This window comes from Geobacillus sp. PK12, from assembly GCF_004123125.1.
GTDB lineage: Bacteria > Bacillota > Bacilli > Bacillales > Anoxybacillaceae > Geobacillus > Geobacillus zalihae.
This window is the reverse complement of sequence record NZ_SDKL01000013.1, coordinates 63138-87231: the sequence shown is the minus strand read 5'-3', so window position 1 is coordinate 87231 and position 24094 is coordinate 63138. Positions and strand designations below refer to the sequence as shown.

Annotated in this window: 28 protein-coding genes; 4 read left to right on the top strand and 24 right to left on the bottom strand. The window is 53.8% G+C overall.

Annotation, left to right across the window (positions count from 1 at the left end):
- Positions 1-7: 7 nt before the first annotated feature.
- Entirely contained in the window at positions 8-889 is an 882-nt protein-coding gene (locus tag ETR37_RS06555) for a YitT family protein (protein WP_129447055.1), read from the bottom strand.
- 95 nt (positions 890-984) lie between these two features.
- Between ETR37_RS06555 and ETR37_RS06550 the strand changes: the two genes are divergently transcribed.
- On the top strand, positions 985-1245 hold the full coding sequence (locus ETR37_RS06550) for a DUF2624 domain-containing protein (RefSeq protein WP_011231953.1): 261 nt from the start codon (positions 985-987) through the stop codon (positions 1243-1245).
- A 20-nt stretch (positions 1246-1265) separates the two neighbouring features.
- Here ETR37_RS06550 and ETR37_RS06545 read toward each other — a convergent pair whose 3' ends face one another.
- Entirely contained in the window at positions 1266-2165 is a 900-nt protein-coding gene (locus ETR37_RS06545; RefSeq protein ID WP_014196359.1) for a deoxyribonuclease IV, read from the bottom strand.
- A 41-nt stretch (positions 2166-2206) separates the two neighbouring features.
- Complete coding sequence (locus ETR37_RS06540) at positions 2207-3517, bottom strand: DEAD/DEAH box helicase (RefSeq protein ID WP_129447054.1); 1311 nt, start codon at positions 3515-3517, stop codon at positions 2207-2209.
- Positions 3518-3909: 392 nt separating this feature from the next.
- Between ETR37_RS06540 and vrrA the strand changes: the two genes are divergently transcribed.
- Both vrrA and ETR37_RS06530 read left to right on the top strand, forming a co-directional pair.
- The gene (vrrA, locus tag ETR37_RS06535) at positions 3910-4440 is read left to right on the top strand and encodes a VrrA/YqfQ family protein (protein WP_015375423.1); all 531 of its coding nucleotides are present in this window, start codon (positions 3910-3912) and stop codon (positions 4438-4440) included.
- A gap of 121 nt (positions 4441-4561) precedes the next feature.
- Positions 4562-5512 carry a 4-hydroxy-3-methylbut-2-enyl diphosphate reductase gene (locus tag ETR37_RS06530; protein ID WP_015375424.1) on the top strand — a complete coding sequence of 317 codons (951 nt, stop codon included), beginning with the start codon at positions 4562-4564 and terminating at the stop codon, positions 5510-5512.
- A gap of 81 nt (positions 5513-5593) precedes the next feature.
- Here the strand turns inward: ETR37_RS06530 and ETR37_RS06525 are convergent, their stop codons facing one another.
- The 20 genes from ETR37_RS06525 to rpsU form a co-directional block, all read right to left on the bottom strand.
- On the bottom strand, positions 5594-6715 hold the full coding sequence (locus ETR37_RS06525) for a Nif3-like dinuclear metal center hexameric protein (protein WP_020753813.1): 1122 nt from the start codon (positions 6713-6715) through the stop codon (positions 5594-5596).
- Positions 6712-7416, bottom strand: coding sequence for a tRNA (adenine(22)-N(1))-methyltransferase (locus ETR37_RS06520; RefSeq protein WP_129447053.1), 705 nt, complete (start codon positions 7414-7416; stop codon positions 6712-6714). Before ETR37_RS06520 ends, ETR37_RS06525 begins: the two co-directional genes overlap by 4 nt.
- A gap of 144 nt (positions 7417-7560) precedes the next feature.
- The gene (cccA, locus tag ETR37_RS06515; protein WP_011231960.1) at positions 7561-7923 is read right to left on the bottom strand and encodes a cytochrome c550; all 363 of its coding nucleotides are present in this window, start codon (positions 7921-7923) and stop codon (positions 7561-7563) included.
- A gap of 108 nt (positions 7924-8031) precedes the next feature.
- Positions 8032-8547, bottom strand: coding sequence for a hypothetical protein (locus ETR37_RS06510; RefSeq protein ID WP_042381086.1), 516 nt, complete (start codon positions 8545-8547; stop codon positions 8032-8034).
- Between the two features lie 73 nt (positions 8548-8620).
- Entirely contained in the window at positions 8621-9748 is a 1128-nt protein-coding gene (rpoD, locus tag ETR37_RS06505; RefSeq protein WP_011231962.1) for an RNA polymerase sigma factor RpoD, read from the bottom strand.
- A 34-nt stretch (positions 9749-9782) separates the two neighbouring features.
- Positions 9783-11579, bottom strand: coding sequence for a DNA primase (dnaG, locus tag ETR37_RS06500; protein WP_060787709.1), 1797 nt, complete (start codon positions 11577-11579; stop codon positions 9783-9785).
- Positions 11580-12111: 532 nt separating this feature from the next.
- Positions 12112-12912 carry a pyruvate, water dikinase regulatory protein gene (locus ETR37_RS06495; RefSeq protein WP_011231964.1) on the bottom strand — a complete coding sequence of 267 codons (801 nt, stop codon included), beginning with the start codon at positions 12910-12912 and terminating at the stop codon, positions 12112-12114.
- A gap of 22 nt (positions 12913-12934) precedes the next feature.
- The gene (ccpN, locus tag ETR37_RS06490) at positions 12935-13558 is read right to left on the bottom strand and encodes a transcriptional regulator CcpN (protein ID WP_272945229.1); all 624 of its coding nucleotides are present in this window, start codon (positions 13556-13558) and stop codon (positions 12935-12937) included.
- Between the two features lie 72 nt (positions 13559-13630).
- The gene (recO, locus tag ETR37_RS06485; RefSeq protein WP_011231966.1) at positions 13631-14419 is read right to left on the bottom strand and encodes a DNA repair protein RecO; all 789 of its coding nucleotides are present in this window, start codon (positions 14417-14419) and stop codon (positions 13631-13633) included.
- A 31-nt stretch (positions 14420-14450) separates the two neighbouring features.
- A complete protein-coding gene (locus ETR37_RS06480; protein WP_011231967.1) occupies positions 14451-14594 on the bottom strand; it encodes a YqzL family protein in 144 nt (47 codons plus the stop codon).
- Between the two features lie 101 nt (positions 14595-14695).
- Complete coding sequence (gene era / locus ETR37_RS06475) at positions 14696-15604, bottom strand: GTPase Era (protein ID WP_060787710.1); 909 nt, start codon at positions 15602-15604, stop codon at positions 14696-14698.
- Positions 15597-15995, bottom strand: a complete 399-nt coding sequence (locus ETR37_RS06470) for a cytidine deaminase (RefSeq protein ID WP_021322326.1) — start codon at positions 15993-15995, stop codon at positions 15597-15599. Before ETR37_RS06470 ends, era begins: the two co-directional genes overlap by 8 nt.
- Positions 15996-16118: 123 nt before the next feature.
- Positions 16119-16472, bottom strand: a complete 354-nt coding sequence (locus tag ETR37_RS06465; protein WP_033025849.1) for a diacylglycerol kinase family protein — start codon at positions 16470-16472, stop codon at positions 16119-16121.
- Positions 16472-16942 (bottom strand): rRNA maturation RNase YbeY, encoded by a 471-nt coding sequence (ybeY, locus tag ETR37_RS06460; RefSeq protein WP_044730798.1) that lies wholly within the window; start codon positions 16940-16942, stop codon positions 16472-16474. The genes ETR37_RS06465 and ybeY overlap by 1 nt, the downstream gene beginning before the upstream one ends.
- Positions 16939-19041, bottom strand: coding sequence for an HD family phosphohydrolase (locus tag ETR37_RS06455; RefSeq protein WP_033004711.1), 2103 nt, complete (start codon positions 19039-19041; stop codon positions 16939-16941). The genes ybeY and ETR37_RS06455 overlap by 4 nt, the downstream gene beginning before the upstream one ends.
- A 49-nt stretch (positions 19042-19090) precedes the next feature.
- Positions 19091-20053 (bottom strand): PhoH family protein, encoded by a 963-nt coding sequence (locus tag ETR37_RS06450; protein WP_011231973.1) that lies wholly within the window; start codon positions 20051-20053, stop codon positions 19091-19093.
- A gap of 2 nt (positions 20054-20055) precedes the next feature.
- Positions 20056-21243 (bottom strand): sporulation protein YqfD, encoded by a 1188-nt coding sequence (gene yqfD, locus ETR37_RS06445; RefSeq protein WP_015375434.1) that lies wholly within the window; start codon positions 21241-21243, stop codon positions 20056-20058.
- Positions 21244-21258: 15 nt separating this feature from the next.
- Positions 21259-21543, bottom strand: a complete 285-nt coding sequence (yqfC, locus tag ETR37_RS06440; protein WP_013144709.1) for a sporulation protein YqfC — start codon at positions 21541-21543, stop codon at positions 21259-21261.
- A gap of 101 nt (positions 21544-21644) precedes the next feature.
- Complete coding sequence (locus ETR37_RS06435; protein ID WP_013144708.1) at positions 21645-22091, bottom strand: GatB/YqeY domain-containing protein; 447 nt, start codon at positions 22089-22091, stop codon at positions 21645-21647.
- A gap of 29 nt (positions 22092-22120) precedes the next feature.
- A complete protein-coding gene (gene rpsU / locus ETR37_RS06430; protein WP_008879912.1) occupies positions 22121-22294 on the bottom strand; it encodes a 30S ribosomal protein S21 in 174 nt (57 codons plus the stop codon).
- Between the two features lie 184 nt (positions 22295-22478).
- On the opposite strand from rpsU, the gene ETR37_RS06425 reads away from it, so the two are divergent.
- Positions 22479-23414: a Na/Pi symporter gene (locus ETR37_RS06425; RefSeq protein ID WP_013524163.1), complete on the top strand. Its 936-nt coding sequence runs from the start codon at positions 22479-22481 to the stop codon at positions 23412-23414.
- On the opposite strand, the gene deoC is transcribed toward ETR37_RS06425, so the two are convergent.
- Positions 23411-24082, bottom strand: coding sequence for a deoxyribose-phosphate aldolase (deoC, locus tag ETR37_RS06420; protein WP_015375436.1), 672 nt, complete (start codon positions 24080-24082; stop codon positions 23411-23413). The genes ETR37_RS06425 and deoC overlap by 4 nt on opposite strands.
- Positions 24083-24094: the final 12 nt, after the last annotated feature.

Here is a 24094-nt window from a genome sequence, read left to right as displayed (position 1 = left end):
GTAAACCTCAATGAATCGCTGATTTAAAGCGGGCGCCGCGCACTTCATGCGTCGGCATAATGGTGATGAACGCATCCGGGTCGATTTCATTGACGATCGATTTTAGTTTTGTCACTTCCAAGCGCGTGACGACTGCATAAATGATTTCCTTTTGCTCGTCCGTATATCCGCCTTTGCCAAGCAATTTCGTCGTCCCGCGGCCGAGCCGGTGCAAAATGGCGTCGGAAATTTCCTCATAATGATCGGTCACAATAAAGGCCGCCCGCGTCTCGTCAAGCCCTTCAATGACCGCATCGATCGTTTTTGAGGCGATGTAGTACGTCATCACCGAATACATGGCTGGCTCGAGGCCAAACACAAACGCCGCCCAGCCAAAAATAAAAACGTTGACAAACATGACAAACTCGCCGACCGAAAACGGGATTCTTTTCGTCATCAAAATCCCCAAAATTTCCGTCCCATCGAGCGATCCGCCATGACGGATGACCAATCCGACGCCAAGACCGAGCGACAACCCGCCAAAAACGGTGGCTAAAATCGGCTCGGTCGTCAGCGGGGAAAGATGGTGAAACAGCTGTTCGGTGACGCCGAGGATCACGACGCCTAAAATCGTTGACAGCATGAACGTTTTTCCGATTTGCTTGTAGCCGAAATACATGAACGGGGCGTTTAAGAGGATGACGAGCGTGGCGAAATTGAGCAGCCGCCATTCGTCCGGAGTCAAGTAGTCCAGAATCAGCGATATGCCAATGATGCCGCCGTCGATCATTTTGTTCGGAACGAGCAGCCGCTCGATGGCAAACGCCGCCAAAGAGGCGCCGATGGCGATCATCAACACCCGATACAACACATGGCCTAGCGGTTCTTTTTTATGCTGTTTTGACACCAAACTACCACCCTTTCCCTTTTTGTTTTTTCTATTATACCATACACGCCTTTTCCATTCACGTCATATGATGGAACAGAAGCAAGGAGGCGGCTGCGATGAACATTTACCAACAGCTTGTCAAGCAAAAATTAAAAACGATCACCCCGGAAGAACTCGTTGCGTACAGCCGAGAGTACGGCTTGCCCATCACGACAAGCCAAGCGAAACAAATTCTTCATCTCGCCCGGACGAACGACATTAACGTCTTTGACCCCGAGGAGCGGAAAAAATGGGTGCGAGAGTTAGCGAAAATCACCTCGCCGGACATCGCTCGAAAAGCGAACGAGCTATTTTTGAAATTCGTGCAAAAAAAATAAAAGGGCGCATAGCCCTTTTCTCATTCCGCCCCAGCGTTGATTTTTTCAAGCAACTGGTCATCGAACGACTGCGCCCGCAGCATGGCGATTTCGTGCTTGTACGGTGGTTTTTTGTTGTGTTTGTCCTCGCCCACGTATGGGGTTTCTAAAATTTTCGGAATATCCTCAAGCTGCGGGTGATGGACGATATAGTTGAGCGCAGCAAACCCGATATGGCCGAAACCGATGTTTTCATGGCGGTCTTTCCGGCTGCCGCGCGGGTTTTTGCTGTCGTTGATGTGCAGTACTTTCAGCCGCCCGAGACCGATGATCCGGTCAAACTCCTCAAGGACGCCGTCAAAATCGTTGACGATGTCATAGCCGGCGTCATGCGTATGGCATGTATCAAAGCAAACGGACAGCTTATCATTATAGGCGACGCCGTCGATAATGTACGCGAGCTCCTCAAACGTCCGCCCGCATTCCGACCCTTTGCCGGCCATCGTTTCTAGGGCGATTTGCACGTTCTGTTCGCGCGTCAACACTTCATTCAGTCCACGAATAATTTGGCGAAGTCCAGCTTCCACCCCTGCGCCGACGTGAGCGCCTGGATGGAGCACAAGCTGTTTGGCTCCAATGGCTTCCGTCCGCTCGATTTCCGCGCGCAAAAAGTCGACGCCCAGCGAAAACGTATCGAGATTGGTCGTATTGCCGATATTGATGATATACGGGGCGTGGACGACAATCTCTTCGATGCCGTGCGCTTGCATATGCTGGCGCCCGGCTTCGATGTTGAGCTCTTCAATCGACTTGCGCTTTGTGTTTTGCGGCGCCCCGGTGTAAATCATAAACGTGTTCGCTCCGTAGGAGGCCGCTTCCTCGCTGGCGGCCAGCAGCATTTTCTTTCCGCTCATGGAAACATGTGAACCGATTTTTAACATGTTCTTCTCTCCCTTTTCTTTGCGTTAAAGGCGGACGGCGATTATGATTTTTTGAAGCGGCCAAGCCGCTTTTTCTTCTTCTCCAGCTCCGCGCGCAACTTTTTTTTGTAGCCCGGCTTCACCTGCTTCGTTTTTTTCAGTTTGGCGAAAAGCAGCGCCAGTTCGTCATCTTTTTCGCCCGCCCGCTTGCTCCGCCGGTTCCACGGCGGCAGCTCCTTCCATTCGCCGCGCACGAGATCACGGTGGACAAACGAAATTCCTATTTTTTCCAACCGAGCAATCGCATCTTGGTCAGACGGCTCGTAAATCGTCGCCGCAATGCCGCTATAGCCAGCGCGCGCCGTCCGTCCGGCGCGGTGAATATAAAACTGCAGATCATCAGGCAACTCGTAGTTGATGACATGACTGACGCCTTCAATATCGATGCCGCGCGTCGCCAAATCGGTCGCGACGACATATTGAAACTCCAAATCGCGGATAAGATTCATCATCTTTCTCCGCTCGCGCGGCGTCAAATCGCCGTGCAGCACGCCGACTTTCAACCCTTGCTCAGCGAGACGGTCGGCGACCTCGTCAGCCATTTTCCTTGTGTTGACAAATACGATGGCCAAATACGGGTTGTAGCTGAGGAGCACATCACGGAGCAGTTTTGTTTTCTCGCGTCCACGCAGCGGGATGAGCACATGTTCGATGTTTTGGTTCGCCGTCCGCTTCGGGTCGACGTGGACAAAGGTCGGGTTTTCCATATATTTTTTCAAAAACGGCTTCAGCTTTTCCGGAATCGTCGCTGAAAAGACGAGCATTTGCAAGTCTTTCGGCATCCGGGCGGCGATTTGGTCGACATCAGTGATAAAGCCCATATCGAGCATCAAGTCAGCTTCATCGACGACAAGGATGTGGGCCGTATGCACATCAAGCGCCTGCTCGCGAATGAAATCGTTGATGCGCCCCGGCGTGCCGATGACAATATGCGGCTGCACGTTGAGCTTTTCGAGCGCTTTTTGCTTATCCGTCCCGCCGATCAAACAACGGGCGACGATCATCCGATCTTTCGGGCAAAACTTCGTGATTTTCAGCGTTTCGTGGTAAATTTGCGTCGCTAATTCGCGCGTCGGCGCCGTGATGACGGCTTGCACTTCGGCGCGTTCCGGCTTGATTTTTTCAATGATCGGCAATAAGTACGCATGTGTTTTTCCCGTTCCGGTTTGCGATTGGCCGACCATGCTTTCGCCGCGCAGCGCCCCCGGAATGATGCGCTCTTGAATTTCCGTCGGTTTATAAAAACGAAGCGTCTTGATCGCTTCGATGATAAACGGTTGAAACGGAAAACGAGTAAACTGCGTTTCTGTCATCAAGCACCACTCCCTTCTATATTAAATAAACGCAACTGGAAGGTTTCCCATCTCGTTGGCCCAAAAGCGTGCCGTCTATTTTTCCGACTGTCGGCGGCAAGCTTTGACGCGACGGAACAACCAACCGTTTCACAAATCCATGCATCGGTCTGGAAGCAGTATGGTTCGGTCACCCGACAGTCGATCCAATACCGGCTGGCTCCATAAAAGAGCGTAAACGTTAACGTTTCAAATGGCATATGGGCACCGCTTCGTCCGCTTCACCATTATAGCGAATCGCTGCCCCCTGCCGCAACTAAAGACGATCCTGCAACAAACCTTTCCCGCCTTGCCCGCATATTGTAGAAAGGAGGACATTCGTTCATCCGCACGACCGAAAGGAGGAAGCTGCTATGAGATACAGTCGGCCCCCGATGATGCCTTCTCCGTTTGCCGGAAGGCCGCCAGCCCCGTTCGCCCGCATGCCGGCGCCGCCTTTTGGCCCCAGCGGCCCCGGCGGCTTCTTGGCCCGCTTGTTTTCGCGCGGGCAGCCGCCGGCTGCTGCATCGTCTCCGTGGGGGCTGCCGTTTTTGTCCAACGCCGCTAACACCGCCGCATCCAACACGGGCGGCGGCTTGGTTGGCATGTTAAACAACGTGCAAAAAATGCTTGGCATCGCACAAAACGTCATGCCGATGGTGCAACAGTATGGACCGCTCATCCGCAATCTTCCGGCGATGATCCGCATTTTCCGCGAGTTGAAACCGGCCGATGAAGGGGAAGGCGAAACAACGTCGGAAAGCGCACCGGCCAACGAAACGAAACAAAAGCCGGCCGCCAAGGCGCCAAAAAAACGCTCCGTTCCGCAGGCAAAGCGCGAAGAGCCGCAAGAAAAAGAAGCACCGGCCGCCCCGAAGCCGTCCAAGCCGAAACTGTATATCTAGTTTCTTTCCCCGCCCTAGCGCACCCGCTGTTTAGGGCGGTTATTCTTTGTCTTCTCCCCGGTGCTCCGATATAATGGAAGGTGAACAACCGCCGCACAACCGGCGGCAGGGAGGGAATATGATGGAAGTGATTAAAATTACCCCGCGCGGGTATTGCTACGGGGTGGTCGATGCAATGGTCATCGCCCGCAACGCGGCGTTGGACCCATCTTTGCCGCGTCCGATTTACATTCTCGGCATGATCGTCCATAATAAGCACGTCACGGACGCGTTTGCCGAAGAAGGCATCATCACGCTCGATGGAGAAAATCGTTTGGAAATTTTGGAAAAAATCGACCATGGCACCGTCATTTTCACCGCCCACGGCGTCTCACCGGAAGTGAAAAAACGAGCGCTCGAAAAGGGACTTGTCACGATTGATGCGACATGCCCCGATGTGACAAAAACGCATCGGCTCATCGAACAAAAGCTCGCCGATGGCTACGATATCATCTATATTGGCAAAAAAGGACATCCGGAACCGGAAGGAGCGGTCGGCATCAATCCGGAAAGAATCCATCTTGTGGAAACCATCGATGATGTCGAACAGCTGTCCATTCACAATGAGCGCATCATGGTGACGAACCAAACGACGATGAGCCAATGGGACGTCGCCGATATCATGGCGAAAGTGAAAGAAAAATACCCGCACGTGGAAATGCATAAAGAAATTTGCCTGGCCACCCAGCTCCGACAAGAAGCGGTCGCTGAGCAGGCGAAGGAAGCCGATGTGACGATCGTCGTCGGCGACCCGCGCAGCAACAACTCGAACCGCCTCGCCCAAGTATCGGAAGAGATCGCCGGCACGAAGGCGTATCGCGTCGCTGATGTGACGGAAATCGACATCAACTGGATTAAAGATGCGAAAAAAGTCGCTGTCACCGCCGGCGCTTCCACCCCGACGCCGATTACGAAAGAAGTGATCGACTTTTTGGAGCAGTTTGACCCGAACGACCCATCGACATGGAAGAGGGAACGGAAAGTGCCGCTGCAAAAAATCTTGCCGAAAGTGAAAACAAAGAAAGAAGAGTGACGGTTGTTTCATCCATAAAGAGAGGCTGTCTTGGACAAACGGTTGAACCGCTCATCCAGGACAGCCTTTTTCGTTGGCCGTTCATACGAACTGAAACGGATCAGTATGGACGCTGGAAGCAACCACTTCCGCCTCCCATTGACGTTTCGAGAGCTCAGTGATTAAGTATCGGGCTACGCCTTCTTTCATGATTTTTTCTGCATGATGTCCCGGATCAATGATGTGAAGGCCGAGCGCTTGGGCGTCATGGGCGGTGTGGTAATACACATCCCCTGTCACGTATACGTCCGCCCCGGCCGATGCGGCGGCAGCGACAAACTTATTCCCATCCCCGCCAAGCACCGCGACCGTTTGCACGAGATCATCCAGCCGGCCAACGACGCGCACCGCCGGAACGGAAAACGCCGTTTTCACCTGCTCGGCAAAAGCGCCAAGCGTCACCGGCTGCGGCAGCCGGCCAATGCGCCCGAGCCCGAAGCGGCGGCCTTCATTGTCAAGCGGATAGATATCATAGGCCACTTCCTCATACGGATGAACAGCCAGCATCGCCTGAATCGCTTCCCGTTCAAGAGAGGCCGGCACGATCGTTTCGATGCGCACTTCCTCAACTTCCTCGAGCCGCCCTTGCTCGCCGATGAACGGCCGCGCCCCTTCGTGCGGCAAAAACGTGCCGACGCCGCGGCTGTTGAACGTGCAATGGCTGTAGCGGCCGATATGCCCGGCGCCGGCATCGCCTAAGGCCTTCCGCACCACCTCAGCATGCGTCACCGGCACATAAACAACGAGCTTTTTCAACGGTTCGGTATACGTCGGCACAAGCACAGCCGTATCGTTTAAGCCGAGCGCCTCGGCAAGCCAATCGTTCAGACCGCCATCGGCCACATCCAAATTCGTATGGGCGGCGTACACCGCAATGTCATGCTTGATGCACGCGGCGATCATCCGCCCGTGCCCATCATCAGTCAGCAATTGCTTCAGCGGGCGGTACAGCGGCGGGTGGTGGGCGATGATTAAATCCACTTGCTGATCGATCGCTTCGACAACGACATCTTCGAGCACATCGAGAGCGATCATCACTTTTTTGACCGGCTTGTTTAGCGTCCCGATTTGCAGACCGATCCGATCCCCTTCCAGCGCCAACTGTTTCGGAGCAAGCTGCTCAAGAAGCTGAATGATTTCATAGCCGTACGGAACGCGGCTCATAACAACGCCTCCTCCACCAATTGAACTTTTCTCTCCAGTTCACGCTTTTTCCGCTTGGCCGCTTCACTTTGCCCTTTGGCCGTCAAATCAGCGATGATCCGTTTCCAATTTTCAATCTCGCGCTTCCACTTTTCGCGGAACACCTCGCTGTTTTCCCGGCGCAAAAACGGTCCAAGGAGTAGCTCCGCCTCAAGATGTCGGTAAGGCCGTCGGGCGTCGCCGCGCTCGGCGACGAGTACTTCATAAATTTGCCCATCTTCTTTCAAAATGCGCTCAGCCACGAGCTCCCACCCATGATCAAGAAGCCAACGGCGAACAAGTTCCGCACCGATGTTCGGTTGCAAAATGAGCCGTTTGACACCGGCAAGCTTTTCCTTTCCGTCGCCCAAAATGCGGGCGATCAGCGCCCCACCCATGCCGGCGATCGTGATGCAGTCCGCCTCCCCCGGGGCAAGGATCGAAAGCCCATCCCCTTTGCGCACGGAAATGAGATGAGAAAGCCCGGACTTCTCGACTTGCTGCTGCGCTAGGCGGAACGGTCCGTCCGCCACCTCGCCGGCAATGGCTTTTGATGCGCAGCCGTGCAAGCAGGCATAGCAAGGCAAATACGCATGATCCGACCCGATGTCAGCAAGCACCGCCCCTTTTGGAATGAATGAGGCGACCGTTTCCAGCCGTTTCGACAGGCGAAATTCGTTCATAGCACCGCAATGGCAACCAACCTTCCGCCACCTGCAGCGCGAAGGCGGTTCGCCTTCCCCTCCTTTCCTCTCCAACACCGCGCGCCTCTATTGTACTAAACAAAACATCCCCTTGCCAAAAAGCAAAGGGATGTTCACCATCCATTATTTTAAACCGGCGAGCCATTTCGCCATGGCATCGGCTTTATCCGCCGGCACAAGCCCTGGCGGCATGTTGCCGCGCCCGTGTTGGATGACGTCTTTAATTTGGTCCATCGACAGCCGTTGCCCGACCCCTTTCAACGATGGACCGACGCCGCCTTCATAGTTTTGGCCGTGACAGCCAGAACACGTTTGTTGGTAAAACTGTTCTGGGTTGAATTCGGCCGTTTGTTCCGTTTTTTCGCCGCCTTTTTTCTCTTTGGCCATTTCCTTCGCATCGCCTAGCCCTTTAAACGACAAGACGAACGTCAGCACAATCCCGAATGCCATGATGATGAAAAACGGGATGAGCGGATTGCGGTTCATCTCTTTTACCTCCCTTATGTATAATGAAGAACGCTGCAAACAATTTTATTTTACTGTAAATAATGGACAAGGAAAAGCCCTAAGTTGCCGAAAAGGCAACAACACGCCTCAGCGCCACCAGATGGCGGCGGTTACAAGCAACACCCCGCTGACAGCGGCGAGCGAAAAGTAGCGAAGGTGAAGCAGGCGGCCGACAACAAACCAGAGAACACAGTTTCCGAGCACGACAGCTACTAGCGCACCCGTTTGCCTGGGAAAATACCGATCAACCTCAAGAATGGATGCCATAAGCAAAATCCAGGCGCTTCCGATGAGCGGAAAGTGAAGGAGCTCTCGCTTGTTCCGCCACCGCCAACAAAAGAACAAGCAGGCAGCCAAAAATAGGGCGAAAAGGAGCGTTTGCAAAACGAATGACAATTCAGTAAAATAAATGACAAGAGCAGCGGCTGGAAGCAATAAACAGAGACCAGCGGCGAGCGAGCTGCGCCACCGTCGTCCGTGCGAACGGGCGTCTCCTTCCGTGTACAACGCGAGCAAATAGTCGCAATAATGTTCCGGCAGAAGGCGCGAACGTTTCCAATATTCGATTTCTTGGATGATCGTTTCCCGTCGTTGCCGATTCATAGATAGACCACCTTTCCCATAAAGAAAGAAAAAATAGTTTACTTCCGAAGAAGTAAACTATCGAACAAAACGGTCACTCTAAAAAGTCTTTCAGCCGTTTGCTGCGGCTTGGATGGCGCAGCTTGCGCAACGCTTTGGCTTCAATTTGACGGATGCGTTCGCGCGTCACGCCGAACACTTTGCCGACTTCTTCGAGCGTCCGCGTCCGTCCGTCGTCAAGCCCGAAGCGGAGACGCAGCACATTTTCCTCGCGATCCGTCAGCGTATCAAGCACATCTTCGAGCTGCTCTTTCAACAGCTCGTAAGCAGCGTGCTCGGATGGCGATGTCGCGTCTTGGTCTTCGATGAAATCGCCAAGATGCGAGTCATCTTCCTCGCCGATCGGCGTCTCGAGCGACACCGGTTCTTGAGCGATTTTCAAAATTTCCCGCACTTTTTCCGGTGTCAAATCCATTTCCTCGGCGATTTCTTCCGGCGTTGGTTCGCGCCCGAGGTCTTGGAGCAATTGCCGTTGGACGCGGATCAGTTTATTGATCGTTTCGACCATATGAACCGGGATGCGGATCGTCCGCGCCTGATCGGCGATCGCCCTTGTGATGGCTTGGCGGATCCACCAGGTCGCGTACGTGCTGAACTTGTAGCCTTTCCGATAGTCAAACTTTTCGACCGCCTTGATCAGCCCCATGTTCCCTTCTTGAATCAAATCAAGAAAGAGCATGCCGCGGCCGACATACCGTTTGGCGATGCTGACGACGAGGCGGAGGTTCGCTTCCGTCAGCCGGCGTTTCGCTTCTTCATCGCCTTGCTCGATCCGTTTCGCCAGCTCGATTTCTTCTTCCGCCGACAACAGCGGCACGCGGCCGATCTCCTTCAAGTACATGCGCACCGGGTCATTGATTTTGACGCCGGGAGGAACGGACAAGTCATTTAAGTCGAATTCTTCCTCTTTGGCCAAGTCGTCGATGTCCGGATCGGCTTCAAGGTCGGATTCGCTGATCACTTCAATGCCCTGCTCAGCGAGGTATTCATAATACTCATCCATCTGGTCGGAGTCCAAATCAAAGCCAGACAACCGCTCAGCGATTTCCTCATAGGTGAGGATCCCCCGCTTTTTGCCGAGCTCAGCGAGTTGCTCTTTCACTTGTTCAAGCGATTCGCCGGCAGCTTCAGCCTGCTTTGATTGGGCTGGTTTTTCAGCCATTTCATTACCTCCTTTAAAAACTCATACCACCATGTTATGAAGAAGATAACATTTTTTTCATCTCAATCATCTCTTTCGCGATGCGGGCGGCCGTCAAAAAGTCTTTTCTTCGCTCCGCTTCCGTCTTTTCTTGCTCTTTTTCCTTTAGCATTAACCATTTCGGGTGATTCAACACATGCCGGATGCAATCGGCAAGCTCCCGATCGGAAACGTCGTCTGCGACCAACAAAAGCGACAGCTCGCTCGCCAGCGTCCGCAACTCGCCGGGAAGCCGAGACATGAGCGCGCTGGGGTCGGCTTCATGCCCCTCTTCGTAAAAGGCGTAAATGTAAGCAGCCAACGCCCGATGCTCTTCGATATTAAATCGGCCGCCGACCTGCTCCTGAACGATGAACGCCACATCGCGGCTCCGCATCATATGGGCAAGCAGCAACCGCTCGGCATTTTGAAAGGCCGGAAGCAATTTTTTCGTCAATGCCGGCCGGACCGGTTTTCCGCCGTCATTCACCTGCGGCTTTGGCTGTTCCGGCTTGGAGCGGGACAACTGTTCGTAAAGCGCGGAGAGCGACAACGAAAACTCATCCGCAAGCTGGCGCATATAATAATCTTTTTCCACCGGGCTCGACAGCTTGCTGATTTCTCGGAGCGCTTCCTCGATATAACGGAGCCGGTCGCCTTCTTCCTGCAAATTTTTTCCCCGCCGCAAACGATCCATTTTAAACGCCATGAGCGGCCGGGCGGCGGCGATCTCTTCGGCAAAACGGTCGGCGCCGCAAGTGCGTATATATTCATCTGGATCCAGCCCGTCCGGGAGCAACGCTACCTTCACGCGGCACCCCAACGCGCTCAATTGTTCGGCGGCGCGCCAGGCGGCTTCCGTTCCGGCGCTGTCGCCGTCATAGCAAATCGTGACCGTTTCCGCATGGCGGCGCAAAATGCGTGCCTGCTCCTCGGTCAGCGACGTTCCCATCGTTGCCACCACATAGTCAACGCCGGCCTGCACGGCAGAGATGACATCGGCAAACCCTTCAACGAGCAGCGCCTCTTGACGCTTGCGGATTGACACGCGCGCCTCGTGAAAAAAATACAAAAGCGTGCCTTTGCGGAAAATCGGCGTTTCTGGGCTGTTCATGTACTTTGGTTGCCCGTCGCCGAGCAGACGGCCGGAAAAACCAACCGTCTCGCCGCGATGATCATGGATCGGAAACATAATCCGATTCCGGAAGCGGTCGACGTATCGCCCGTCTTCTTTTTTCACCAACAAGCCCGCCTTTTCCATCAACACCAACGGAAACGAACGGCTCTCCAGCAACCTGACGGCGGCATCAGGAACATCCGGCGCATAGCCGATTTCAAATCGGTCGATCGTTTCTTTTGTCCACCCGCGCACCTGCAAATAATCGAGCGCGGCTTGTCCTTCTTTTGTATGGACAAGCAAATGATGGTAAAATCGTTTCAACAACGTGTGTGCTTCGACCATCGCCTTCGCCTCGTCGGCCCGGCTGCCATCACTCCCGCGGCTGTCCAGCTCATAGGCGGACAAGTCGATCCCTGCTTTGGCCGCAAGACGTTTCGCCGCTTCCACAAACGGAATGCCTTCGATATCCATTAAAAACGTAAAGGCATTCCCCCCTGCCCCGCAGCCGAAGCAGTGGAAAATTTGCTTTTCTGGGGAAACGGAAAACGATGGCGTCTTTTCTCCATGAAACGGGCATAAGCCAAAATAGTTGCGGCCTTGCTTTTTCAACTGGACGTATTCGCCAATGACGTCAACGATGTCAACGCCGCGGCGGATGGCTTCAATCGTTTCCTCGGGAATGCGATGTCCCATACGAACAACCCCGTATCGTATTTATTCTCGGCAGCAAGCCGATTTTCCTTTCCATTTCGACAAATTTTTTCAAAACGTTCGTTTCGCCCCCTTGCCCGTAAAGTCGGCTGGCTTGATCATCCGCTTCCCGCCCCTCAGCCCGCCGTCTGGACAAAGATTCATCAGAGCGGTGCATCTCGAAGATGCGCTTCGGTATATTATATTTCAGCAAGAAAAAGAAAATTTCACTTTTTTCTTGATGATCTTATGCAGCAGATGACCGCGCTCTCAAAGCAAGGGTTGCTTTACACCCCCTATTATTCTACACCATCGCAAAAAAATCCTGCTTTTTTGCCGAATGATTGACAACTTTGTCGAAAATCTTTTTTTCGTTCTTCTTGACAAGCGGCTATAAATAGTTTACTCGTCTCATGGCCGCTCTAAACCTATATAGGTCATTTTTCTCGCAATTTTTTATTATAATATAAATCGCGGCAATATGCCATAAGAAAACGCACGACTCCAATCAAGAAATCGTGCGGATGAGGCGAAGCTAGCGCTTCAACTTTTTCATAATGATGCTCGCCGTCTCTTCGACCGCCTTGTTCGTCACATCGATGACGTCGCAGCCGATTTTTTTCACGACTTCATCAAAATAAGCGAGCTCCTCTTTGATTCGATCCATATTGGCGTAAATCGCCTGGTCGTTCAGGCCGAGCGATTTCAGCCGCTCGCGGCGGATCGAAAGCAGTTTATCCGGACTGATTTTCAAGCCGAAGCATTTCCCCGGACCGACTCGAAACAGCTGCTCCGGCGGCTCGACCTCTGGAACGATCGGCACATTCGCCACTTTCAGCCGCTTATGCGCCAAATATTGCGACAGCGGTGTTTTCGATGTGCGCGATACGCCGATGAGCACGATATCGGCGCGCAAAATGCCGCGCGGGTCGCGCCCGTCATCGTATTTGACGGCAAATTCGATCGCTTCAATCTTTTTGAAGTAATCTTCGTCAAGTACGCGCACTTGACCCGGCTCATATCTTGGCGTCAGCTGGAACAAATGGCTCATCTTTTCAATGAGCGGACCGATGATATCGTATGCGACGACCCCTTCGCGCGCCGCTTCGGCGAGCAAGAATTCCCGCATCTCCGGAACGACGAGCGTAAACGCGATAATGGCGCGGTTCATTTTCGCTAAAGCGACGACTTCAGCCAATGTCGTTTTATCTTCCACATACGGGACGCGTTTCACTTGAATCGGCGAGGCGTGAAACTGGCTGGCCGCCGCTTTGACGACAAGCTCGGCCGTTTCCCCGCCGGAATCGGATACGACGTAAACAAGGCGCTGGTTCATTCTTCTCCTCCTTTGTTTGGATTTAGTCCTCTTTGGCTAGCGACACGAATGCTTTCGTTATATTCGTTTTCGTAATACGGCCGATCACTTCATATCCTTTCTCCGTTTTGCGCACGACCGGCATGGCATCGATCTGTTTTTCAATCAGCTGTTCAGCCACGTCAATGAGCGGGTCGTCCTTGTAGCAAACGGCGATGTTCGGCATCCGCGTCATAATAATATTGACCGGGATCGCCGTCAGTTCCTGCTTGCCAAGGCTTGCGCGCAACAAATCTTTGCGCGACAAAACGCCCGCAAGCAACGACTCGTCATCGACGACAAACAGCGTGCCGACGTCCTCTAGAAACATTGTGACGATCGCATCATAGACGCTCACATTCTCATTGACGACAACCGGAATCGATTGGTAATCCTCGACTTTCATCTTTTTCATTTTATCGGCGAACAGCTGCTTGCCGGTTTTTCCCGTATAGAAATAGCCGACGCGCGGCCGTGCTTCCAAGTAGCCAGCCATCGTCAAGATGGCCAAATCCGGCCGCAGCGTCGCCCTCGTTAAGTTCAGTTTCTCAGCGATGCTTTCTCCGGTGATCGGCCCGTAGTCTTTCACAATTTGCAAAATCTGCTCTTGGCGTTTATTTAGTTCGATCGTCGTTCACCACCTTGCCAAAAAAGGTCCCACACGCTATCACTCTCATTTATATTATACTACACGCCCCATTCACAATGAAAATGATGCTCCTTGCCCTCCGTCGGGGCTGAGCTTGTCTTTCAGTTCACCGATTTGCTGCAAAAAACGCTTCGTCTTCAGCGACAGGCCGGCATATTCATCATAATAGGCGGACAATACGGCGCCCAGCTCCATCTTTGTGCTTTCTTTCACCGATATGGATCCAAGCCGAGCAAGATCGATATGAAAAAAGAGGCGCAACAGCCGGACGGAAGCCGAAGAGAGCGGGAACCGATGGGGATCGGACGCCTCGCAGCGATGGCAAAGGAAGCCCGCCTCCTTGACGGAAAACGAGAAGCGCCCCTCCGTCGCCCCGCAGCGGGCACAACGGTCCAGCACCGGCGGAATGCCAAGCACTGCAAGCATTTTCATTTCGTAAATGAACGTCAAAATCTCTAAATCGCGGCCTTCGCTCATATATTGTAGTGTCTGCAAAAGAAGCTCAAACAAGTACGGATTGCGCTTTTGCTCTTCCGTGCTTTTGTCGGTGAGCTCTACAATATACACCGCATAGGCGGCGGCAAACAAATCTTCGCGCAGCGCCCGCATCGAGTCGATGAGCTCTCCCTGGTGAAGAACGCCGACGCCGCGGCTGCGGCGGATGACATAATGGCCATATGAGAGCGGCTGCGTAACAGCAGAAAGGCGGCTGCTTGGCTTTTTCGCTCCCCTTGCCATCGCAGCCACCTTTCCCCATTCTCGGGTAAACAATGTGACAATTTTATTTGTTTCGCCATAATCGACCGTCCGCATGACGATCGCTTCACACGTTTCGAACATCCCATCACCACCGCTTCTACCAACAACGATGCTACGAGATCGGCTGGTCGATTTCTTTCTGTTCAGCGTTTTGCTCTTCACCGCCAAACTGTTGCTCTCGTTCCAACTCTTTAAATAGGAGGTACGTGTCGATATTGCCTGTTTGGCTAAACAACTTCCACGTAAACTCAAGCATGGAATGACACCTCTTTCCGCCTGCAGGCATTGCGTATTGGTGGTTTACCTATAGGTTGGCTCAGGCAAAAACGGTTTATGTCGCGTAAAATTTTCTAACCGTCAATACTCGTCTTCACGGAACCCGAAATCACGCAGCTGCGCCATACGGTTGCGCCAGTCTTTTTGCACTTTAACCCACAGTTCCAAAAACACTCTTGACCCAAGCAGCGCTTCGATGTCAGCGCGCGCCCGCTGTCCGATTTCCTTCAGCATCCGGCCTTGCTTGCCGATGATGATTCCTTTTTGCGAATCGCGCTCCACAACGATCACCGCGCTAATGTACACCGTTGGCGACCCTTCTCGCCGCTCGATGCGTTCGACGACGACAGCAATCGAGTGCGGAACTTCCTCGCGCGTTAAGTGAAGCGCTTTCTCGCGAATGAGCTCGGCGATGATAAACTGCTCCGGATGGTCAGTAATCTGGTCCGGCGGATAATATTGCGGCCCTTCCGGCAGCCGCTCTTTAATTTGCTCAAGCAGGCGGTCGACATTGTTCCCTTCAAGCGCCGAAATCGGCACGATTTCAGCAAACGGGTACAAATCTTTGTATCGGTCAATGAGCGGCAGCAATTCATCCGGATGGACGCGGTCGATCTTATTGATGACTAAAAACACCGGGGTGTCCACTTCTTTCAGCCGTTCGATGATGAACGCCTCACCGCGCCCAAATCCTTCCTCGGCATTGACCATAAACAAAATCAAATCCACTTCGCGAAGCGCATTGAGCGCCACTTTCATCATAAAGTCGCCGAGCTTATGCTTCGGTTTGTGCACCCCAGGCGTGTCGATAAAGATGATTTGCGCGTCATCGTCCGTGTACACGCCTTGAATCTTATTGCGCGTCGTTTGCGGTTTATCGCTCATAATCGCGATTTTTTGCCCGATGACGCGGTTTAAAAACGTCGACTTTCCTACGTTTGGTCTTCCGATAATGGCAACAAATCCTGATTTGTATCCTTCTTTACGCATGCAAATCCTCCGCTGAAAAAGCTTCTGGCAGCAATTCGCTGACTGTCATGACTTTCACATCGCCTTTGAGGTTGGCTAAAATGACTTTCATATCGCCGTGGCAAAGTTCGGCGATCACTTGGCGGCATGCGCCGCACGGCGGCACCGGGCGGGGAGTGTCGGCGATGACCGCAAGAGCAGTGAACTCCTTCTCCCCTTCCGAATATGCCTTAAACAACGCGGTCCGCTCCGCACAATTGCACACGCTGTAGGCGGCGTTTTCAATGTTGCAGCCGCGGTACACACTGCCGCCTTTCGTCAACAGCGCGGCGCCGACTGGAAACTTCGAGTACGGCACGTAGGCGAGTTCGCGCGCTTTTTTCGCTTCGACAATGAGCTGCTCAATCTCCACGAGTTGACTCTTCCTTTCCTGCAAGCAAACGCTGCTTTCTTTTATTTTACAAAAAAACGCCATCCATTTCATCATTTGAAATCAAAATGTAACAGAAAAATTCGAATTTTCTCTCTCGTTCGTTTAGCGAAGATGCGGCCAAAACAGCAAAATGCCGATCACAACCGCAAATCCGGCCGCCGCGAGCACCGCCGCGGCAGCGATGTCTTTCGCCGCTTTCGCCAACGGATGAAACTCACCCGTCGCCAAATCGACGGCGCGCTCAATAGCCGTGTTGACAAGCTCAAGCGCAATGACCGCGCCGACCGCCATGAGCAGCACGATCCACTCCCAGCGCGACAGTCCAACGACCCACCCGGCGGCAAAGACGACAACAGCGGCCGCCAAGTGGAAGCGCAAATGAGCTTCCTCTTTCACCGCCGCCTTCATTCCCGCCCACGCCCAAGCAAACCGGTCTCGCTCTCGTTTGCCGCGCATTATCTTGTCAACCCGAACCTCACCAAGATGTCTTCCTGCTTGGCGAACATGACGCGCTCTTCCTCTTCTGTCCCATGATCGTAACCAAGCAGGTGCAAGAAACCGTGCACAGCCAAAAACCCGAGCTCGCGCATGAACGAATGTCCATAGGCTGCCGCCTGCTCTTTTGCCTTCGGAATCGAAATGACGATATCGCCGAGCACCGGCGGCATATCAGCGCCGACGATGTGAACCTCTTCTTCCCCTTCCTCCTCAAGAGCAAACGAAAGCACATCGGTCGGCGCATCTTTGCCGCGATAGTCGCGATTCATCGCGCGGATGCGTTCGTTGTCCACAAATGTGACGCTCACCTCCGCCCCGTCCGGCACGTTTTCAAGGGCCGCCGCCTCGGCGAGCAGCCGCTCGATCGTCTCGATTTGCTCAGCGGTCACCTCGTTCGTTTCATCTAGAAAATCAATGTGAATGGTCATGCATGCTTCACCTTTTCCTTTCGTACTTCTGGGTATTCGATGCGCGAATGGAAGACGCCGTTTAAAGTCTCGCAAAGCGAACGGGCGACGAGTTCCAACTCCTTCAGCGTAATGTCGCACTCGTTCAGCTGGTTGTCCTGCAAGCGATCAGCGATGATCGACCGGACGATCTTCTCGATTTTTTCCTGCGACGGGTTGGATAGCGAGCGAACAGCCGCTTCGACGCTGTCGGCGATGTTGATGACCGCCGCTTCTTTCGTCTGCGGCTTCGGCCCGGGATAACGAAACTCCGCTTCCGAGACAAACTCGGTTTGCTCGCGCGCCTTATGATAAAAATACTTCAGCAGCGTCGTGCCGTGGTGCTGTTCGGCGATGTCGATGATCTCCTTCGGCAGCCGGTGCTTGCGCAGCAAAGCGACGCCGTCGGCGACATGGGCGATAATAATATTTTTGCTCAACTGCGGCGACAAATGGTCATGCGGATTGCCGCCTATTTGATTTTCGATGAAATAGCGCGGCCGCTTCGTCTTGCCGATGTCATGGTAGTAGCAGGCGACGCGCGCCAGCAAGCCGTCGGCGCCGATCGCCTCGCACGCCGCTTCGGCCAAATTGGCGACCATAATGCTATGATGGTACGTCCCCGGCGCTTCAGTGAGCAACTTGCGCAAGAGCGGATGGTTCGGATTGGACAGTTCAATGAGCCGAAGCGGCGACAGAATGCCAAACGCCGCCTCCAACACCGGCAAGAGACCGATCGTCAAAATGGCAGAAAAAACCCCTGAGGCCGCCGCCATCAGCACCAACAAGCCGATTTCCGTCGGCGAATAGCGGCCGTTTTTTAACAGCAACAGCGAAAAAAGCGAAACGATATTGACCGCGGCGACAAACACGCCGGCCCGCCAAATGTTCGCTTTCGCCAGCTCCTTTGGCAGACAAAACGTCCCGGCCAAGCCGCCGGCAAGAAAGTAAACAATCAACGACACCGACACCGCGCCGGCCGTTCCAATTTCCTCATTGAACAGCAAACTGCCGCACACTGCTCCGATGATGGTCGTCATCATCGCGAGCCGCTCTCCGAGCAAAATGCGGACGAGCATCGGCCCGAACGCCGCCGGCACAAGGTAACCGATGGAAACAGCGCCGCTAGATGGAAGAAGGCGAATGAGCGCCATTGTCGTCATCATCAACGCAAAAATGGCTGTATAAAGCGACAGCTTTTCATTCGTCGTTTCCGTCCGAAAATAGGAAATGAGCGGAGCAAGCAGCAACAAAACGAACACCAAAAGCCCAGCGGCGGTCCAAGACGGACGCCCGCTCTCAAGCAAGCCGACCAGCTCAAGCCGGCGGTAAACATCATTCGTGATAAACTGTCCTTCCTCGACGATCACTTGCCCTTGCAAAATTTTCACCGGCTTCACTTCATCCATCGCCTGCCGCCGTTTTTCTTCCGTCGCCGCCCGATCGTAGACGACGTTCGGAATGACCGCCTGTCGGCAAAGCTTCGCGACCGCCTCGCGAAGCGGCGGCGACAGCGCAGCGTATTCAAGCTCTTTGGCCGCTTCCGCCCGCGCCGTGTCAAGTTCCGCTTGGGAAATGCGCTCGCTCATGACGGCATGCACCGCGGTCAAGGCGGCTTCCTTCGCCGTCTTGAGCTCCTCCGGCGAGGCGGCAAGCAACCGTTGCCATTCAGCGGCAGACAGATAGGCAAGCCATTCCGGCGGCAGCCGTTCCTCAAGTTTGGCGATCATATCGCCGAGCGAGCGGTCCGGCTCCGCCTCGCGCTGCACGCTCTCAATTGCAGCAAACAGCGAGGAAAGAAGGTCGACCCGGTTTTCGGCATATTCTTTTTTTAACGTATAGACATCCGCTACTTTCGCCGCCGCCTCTTCTTTCAGCTTGGCGGTCGCCTCTTTGTCCTCGACCGTCACCGGCGAACGGATCGTTTCCTTCGCGACGTCAAACAGGCGCAGCTCATACTGGCGCGGCTTCACTTGCCCATACAAAACGGCAAACAACAGAACAGCCAAAAGCAAAAACAGCCAAAAGCGGACAAAGCGGACTGTTTTTGTCCGCTCAAGAAAAAAACGAAACCTTCCCACCGGTTTTCCCCTCGCTTTGCAAGAAAAGACCGATCCCGTCGCTCTCGTTCTATAAGCCCGCCTCATCATAGGCGTCAATAATTTTCGCGACGAGCGGATGGCGAACGACATCCGACTGTTCCAAAAACACAAAGGCGATGCCGCCAATGGAGGCCAAAATGCGCTTGGCGACCGAAAGCCCCGATTCGACGCCCTTCGGCAAGTCGACTTGGGAAATATCGCCGGTAATGACCATCTTCGAGCCGAAGCCGAGCCGGGTCAAAAACATTTTCATTTGCGCTGGCGTCGTATTTTGCGCCTCGTCAAGAATGACGAACGCATCCTCCAGCGTCCGGCCGCGCATATAGGCGAGTGGGGCGATTTCAATCGTGCCGCGCTCGATCAACCGCTGCGTATACTCCGCTCCCAACACATCGTTTAAGGCATCATACAGCGGGCGCAAATACGGGTCAACCTTCTCTTTTAAGTCGCCTGGCAAAAAGCCGAGGCTTTCTCCAGCCTCAACGGCCGGACGAGTCAAAATGATGCGCTTGACGCTGCCGTTTTTTAACGCCTTGACCGCCATGACGACCGCCAAATACGTTTTTCCGGTGCCGGCTGGGCCGATGCCGAACGTCAAGTCATACTGTTCAATTGCTGCAACATAATAGCGCTGGCCCAACGTTTTGACGCGGATCGGCTTCCCTTTGGCGTTTTTTGTAATCTCCTCGTCATACAGCTGAACAAGGCCGTCAAGCGCTCCTTTTTTTGCAAGCTGAATGGCGTAAAGAACGTCGCGCTCGCTGACCGCCGCCCCTTTGCGAATGACGATCAATAAATGGCGAAGCAATTCATCAACGAGCTGAACTTGCTGCGGCGTGCCGGAGACGTTGACCGTTTCCCCGCGCGTCACAATCGACACGCCGAGCTCTTCCTCGATCCGCTTCAAATGGATGTCATGGACGCCAAAGAGCGCCGCCGCTTCCTGCGGGTTTCGCACATGTTGGCTGATCGTAACGAACTGCTCTGACATTCTCAATCTCCTTGGACGATGGGTTGTGGTACAGCAATATTTTCAATGACTTCGTAATGCAATTCTACCCTTACTTTACCATTCTCTTTCGCCTGATGCAAAACTTTTTCGCTGCGAATGGCCGCCTCTTCCGGCAATTTCGCCCGCAGCTCGCGGCGGGCGATCTCTTTCGCTTCCGCGAACGCTTCTTCCCACGTGTAGCGCCGCTTCACTTCTTCCGCCTCGCGGATCGTGATGCGCTCGTAATAGAGCGGCAAGTCCCATTTCCAAAAACGAAACGGCCGTTTTTCTGTCTCAACGATGGTATGGGCAAACACCGGCTTCTTCCATCCCCAAACGGGAATCAAAAGGCGCCCGATCCCAACATAATGCCGTTCGGTGAACTTGCCGGTCAACACATGAAACGTCGTCTCGAGCGGCAGGACGACCGTAGACTTGTACCATGTTTCACCAAACACTTTCCCTGACGCCGGCACAAACTTCGTCCTCCCTTCAGCGCCGATAATGCCAGAAACAAGCAGCTGGCCTTTTTGCACATAGTCGTTGACGGAAACGAGCGGTTGTCCCTCTTCAACGAACAAATCAGCGATGACCGCCTCTTTTTTTGCCACGAGATGACGCGGCGGAATCGGTTTTTTCGGCTCCGGAATCTCTTTTTCAACGACGCGGAAGTGAAGCGACGTCCCTTTCCACTCAACGCCGACCCACGTGATGTCCGGAACGCGTTCCGTCAGCTTTTTTTGCAGCGTCTCCGGGTCATCAAGCAGAAACTGAAATGCGCCGCGCTCGACTCCCATTCGCTTCAACTCGCGGGCGATTTGATGCTCCGTCTCTGGAGCCGCCCCTTTGATTTCGATCTTCCAAACGATGTTCGAAAGCAAAAACACCATCGCGATAAAAAGGAGCAAGCCGAGCCAAAACCCGCTGTTCCGCCAGGCCCGCCGCCAAAAAAACGGCAGCCCGGTTCTCCCGACAAACGAAAGTTTGCATTCGCTTTGCCGGGCGACATGGCGCAGCCGTTTCACGTCGCTGAGCTTAATGAAAAACGTCGCGGTATCCGCGCTATGCTTTTTCACGTTCCAGACGGCAATCCCTTGGCGGACGCAGGCGTTGATCAACCGTTCGATCCCTTTCCCTCTCGCTTTGACCCGCACGCTGCCGGCGAGCGTGTCGACCCATTCGTTTTTCATCTCCGTTCCTCCTCGCTATTCATCTATATAAACGACTTGGCTGATTTTTCCTTCCAACAAAATTTCTTCCGGCAAAATCGTTTTAATCACAAACTGTTCGCCGCGGACAACGAGCTGTCCGTTCCGCAGCAAAAGGCGGAGCTCTTTATCGCTGAACGCGAGCAGCCCGCGGTGGTTTTCAATGTAAATATGTATGTGCCCAACCATCGTAATGCGGGGCAGATCCATCATAATGTCGGCGGGAAGTTCAAGCTTTTCCGCCATCCACCGCTTCATCTGCTGGCGCCATTTTTTCACCATCAAAAAGAACCCCCTTTCATCTCATATGTATGAGACAAAAGGGGGTTCTAGCACCGCTTTTCAAAAACAACGGGCCCGCCTGCCGGCAAGGCCCATTGCATTTATGACAGCTGTTGTTGGACAAGTTTGTTGACGAGCGAACCATCCGCTCTTCCTTTCACTTTCGGCATGATCGCGCCCATCACTTTTCCCATATCCGCTTTCGAAGAGGCGCCGACTTCCTTGATCGTCTGCTCGATCAAATCGCGCAGCTCGTCCTCTGTCAGCGGCGTTGGCATATACGATTGAACAATTTCAATTTCGGTTTTCACTTTTTCGACAAGATCTGAACGGCCAGCGTTTTCAAATTCTTGGAGGGAGTCTTTACGCTGTTTCAGTTCGCGAGAAAGAACCGTCAGCTCTTCGTCTTCCGAGAGCGGGCTTTTGCCGAGCTTGATCGCTTCGTTTTGCAGCGCCGCTTTCAGCATCCGGAGAACAGACAGTTTTTCTTTCTCCTTGTTTTTCATCGCCTGCTTCATATCGTCATTCAAACGATCGAGAAGACTCACCGATTATACACCCTCTTTAATGCATGCTCTTAGTGCTTGCGCTTTCTAGCCGCCTCAGATTTTTTCTTCCGTCTGACGCTTGGCTTTTCATAAAATTCGCGCTTTCTCACTTCTTGCAAAGTGCCCGTTTTCGAAACGGCACGCTTAAAGCGACGAAGAGCGTCGTCGATCGACTCATTTTTGCGAACGATCGTTTTGGACATCCTGCTTCCCTCCCTCCGAACAACAACCATTGCATATTGTACTTGTCAATTATAATACATGCTGACAGAAAAGGTCAATAAAAAAAGCAGCGGCGGCCTGCTGGCCACCTCTTCCCCGCGCTGAAAAAACGGTCATCACCCGCGGACAAGGCCCATACATATAGGGTGAAAGGGGAGATCGCCCATGGGATCGTTTTGGATGCTGTTTGCCATTTACACCGCTTTGTTTCTTCTTGGCATGTTTATGATGAAAGCTGGGCTTTACACGTTGTCCGGCCATCGGTTAAAACGGTGGCTCATGCGCTTTACCGCCACGCCGCTGCAAGGATTTGCCGCCGGTTTGGCGACGACCGCTCTCCTGCAAAGCAGCTCAGCGGTGATGGTGATGACGGTCGGCCTTGTCGCCGCCGGCTACTTGTCGTTCCGCCAATCGATCGGCATCATTTTAGGCAGCAACATCGGCTCGACGGTCACGACCGAGCTGATGACGCTTGATATCGGCGATGGCGCCATCCCACTTCTTATAAGCGGCGCGCTGCTTGTTTTTTTCGGCCGCCATCGCCTTGTTCTCGGCATCGGCATGACCGCTGTCGGCCTCGCCGCTGTGCTGTTTGCCATGGACGGCTTTGGCAGCCTCGCTAAACCGCTTGCCGCCTATCCGTTCGTTGATGCATGGCTGAAAGAAACGAACCGATCCGTCGCTGTCGGCCTTCTTGTCGGCATCGTCCTCACCGCTCTCGTTCATTCGAGCGCGGCAACGATCGGCATCGCCATGGGATTTTTAAACGAACAGCTGTTGACGCTGTCCGCGGCGATTGCTCTGTTGCTTGGCGCCAACATCGGTACGTGCATCACCGGGCTTTTGGCTTCGATCGGCTCCAGCAAAGAGGCCCAGCTGACCGCCTACACCCATCTATGGCTGAACGTCGTCGGCGCCGCTTTGTTCGCCTTTTGGACCGAGCCGCTCGCCAGTTTTGCCGCCAGGCTCAGCCCAGCGCCTGATGTGCAGCTCGCTCATGTGAGCGTCTTGTTCAACGTCATTTGCTCAGTGGCTGCTCTTCCATTTGTCGGCGCCATCGAAAAGGTCATTCTGTTTTTGCATGACCGAAACCGAGCTTAGTAGTCAGCGCGGCCCGTCCCGCCGGTGACGATCTCCACTCCAGAGCTCGTGCCGATGCGCGTCGCGCCGGCGTTGATCATCGCTTCTGCCGTTTTCCGGTCGCGAACGCCGCCTGATGCTTTGACACCTGCTCTGTCGCCGACCGTTTTCCGCATCAGCGCCACATCCTCCACCGTCGCACCTCCGCCGGAAAACCCGGTCGACGTTTTCACATAATCAGCGCCGGCTTTCACCGCAAGCTGGCAGGCGCGCACTTTTTCCTCATCGGTCAAAAGCGCCGTTTCAATGATCACTTTGACAAGCGCCCTGCCAGCCGCCGCCTCGACGACCGCGCGAATGTCGCGCTCGACAAGCTCGTCTTGCCCGCTTTTTAACGCGCCGATGTTGATCACCATATCGACTTCGCGGGCGCCGTTTTCGATGGCGTTCATTGTTTCAAACGCCTTTGTTTCCGGCGTCGTCGCCCCAAGTGGAAAGCCGATGACCGTGCAGACGCGGACATCGGTGCCGGAAAGTTCACGCGCCGCCGTTTTCACCCACGTTGGGTTGACGCACACGGCAGCAAAGCCGTATTGCTTTGCTGCCGTGCACAGTTGCACGATTTGTTGTTCTGTCGCTTCCGGTTTGAGCAGCGTATGATCGATCATTTTCGCGATATTCATCGTCATTCGGAGAAACCC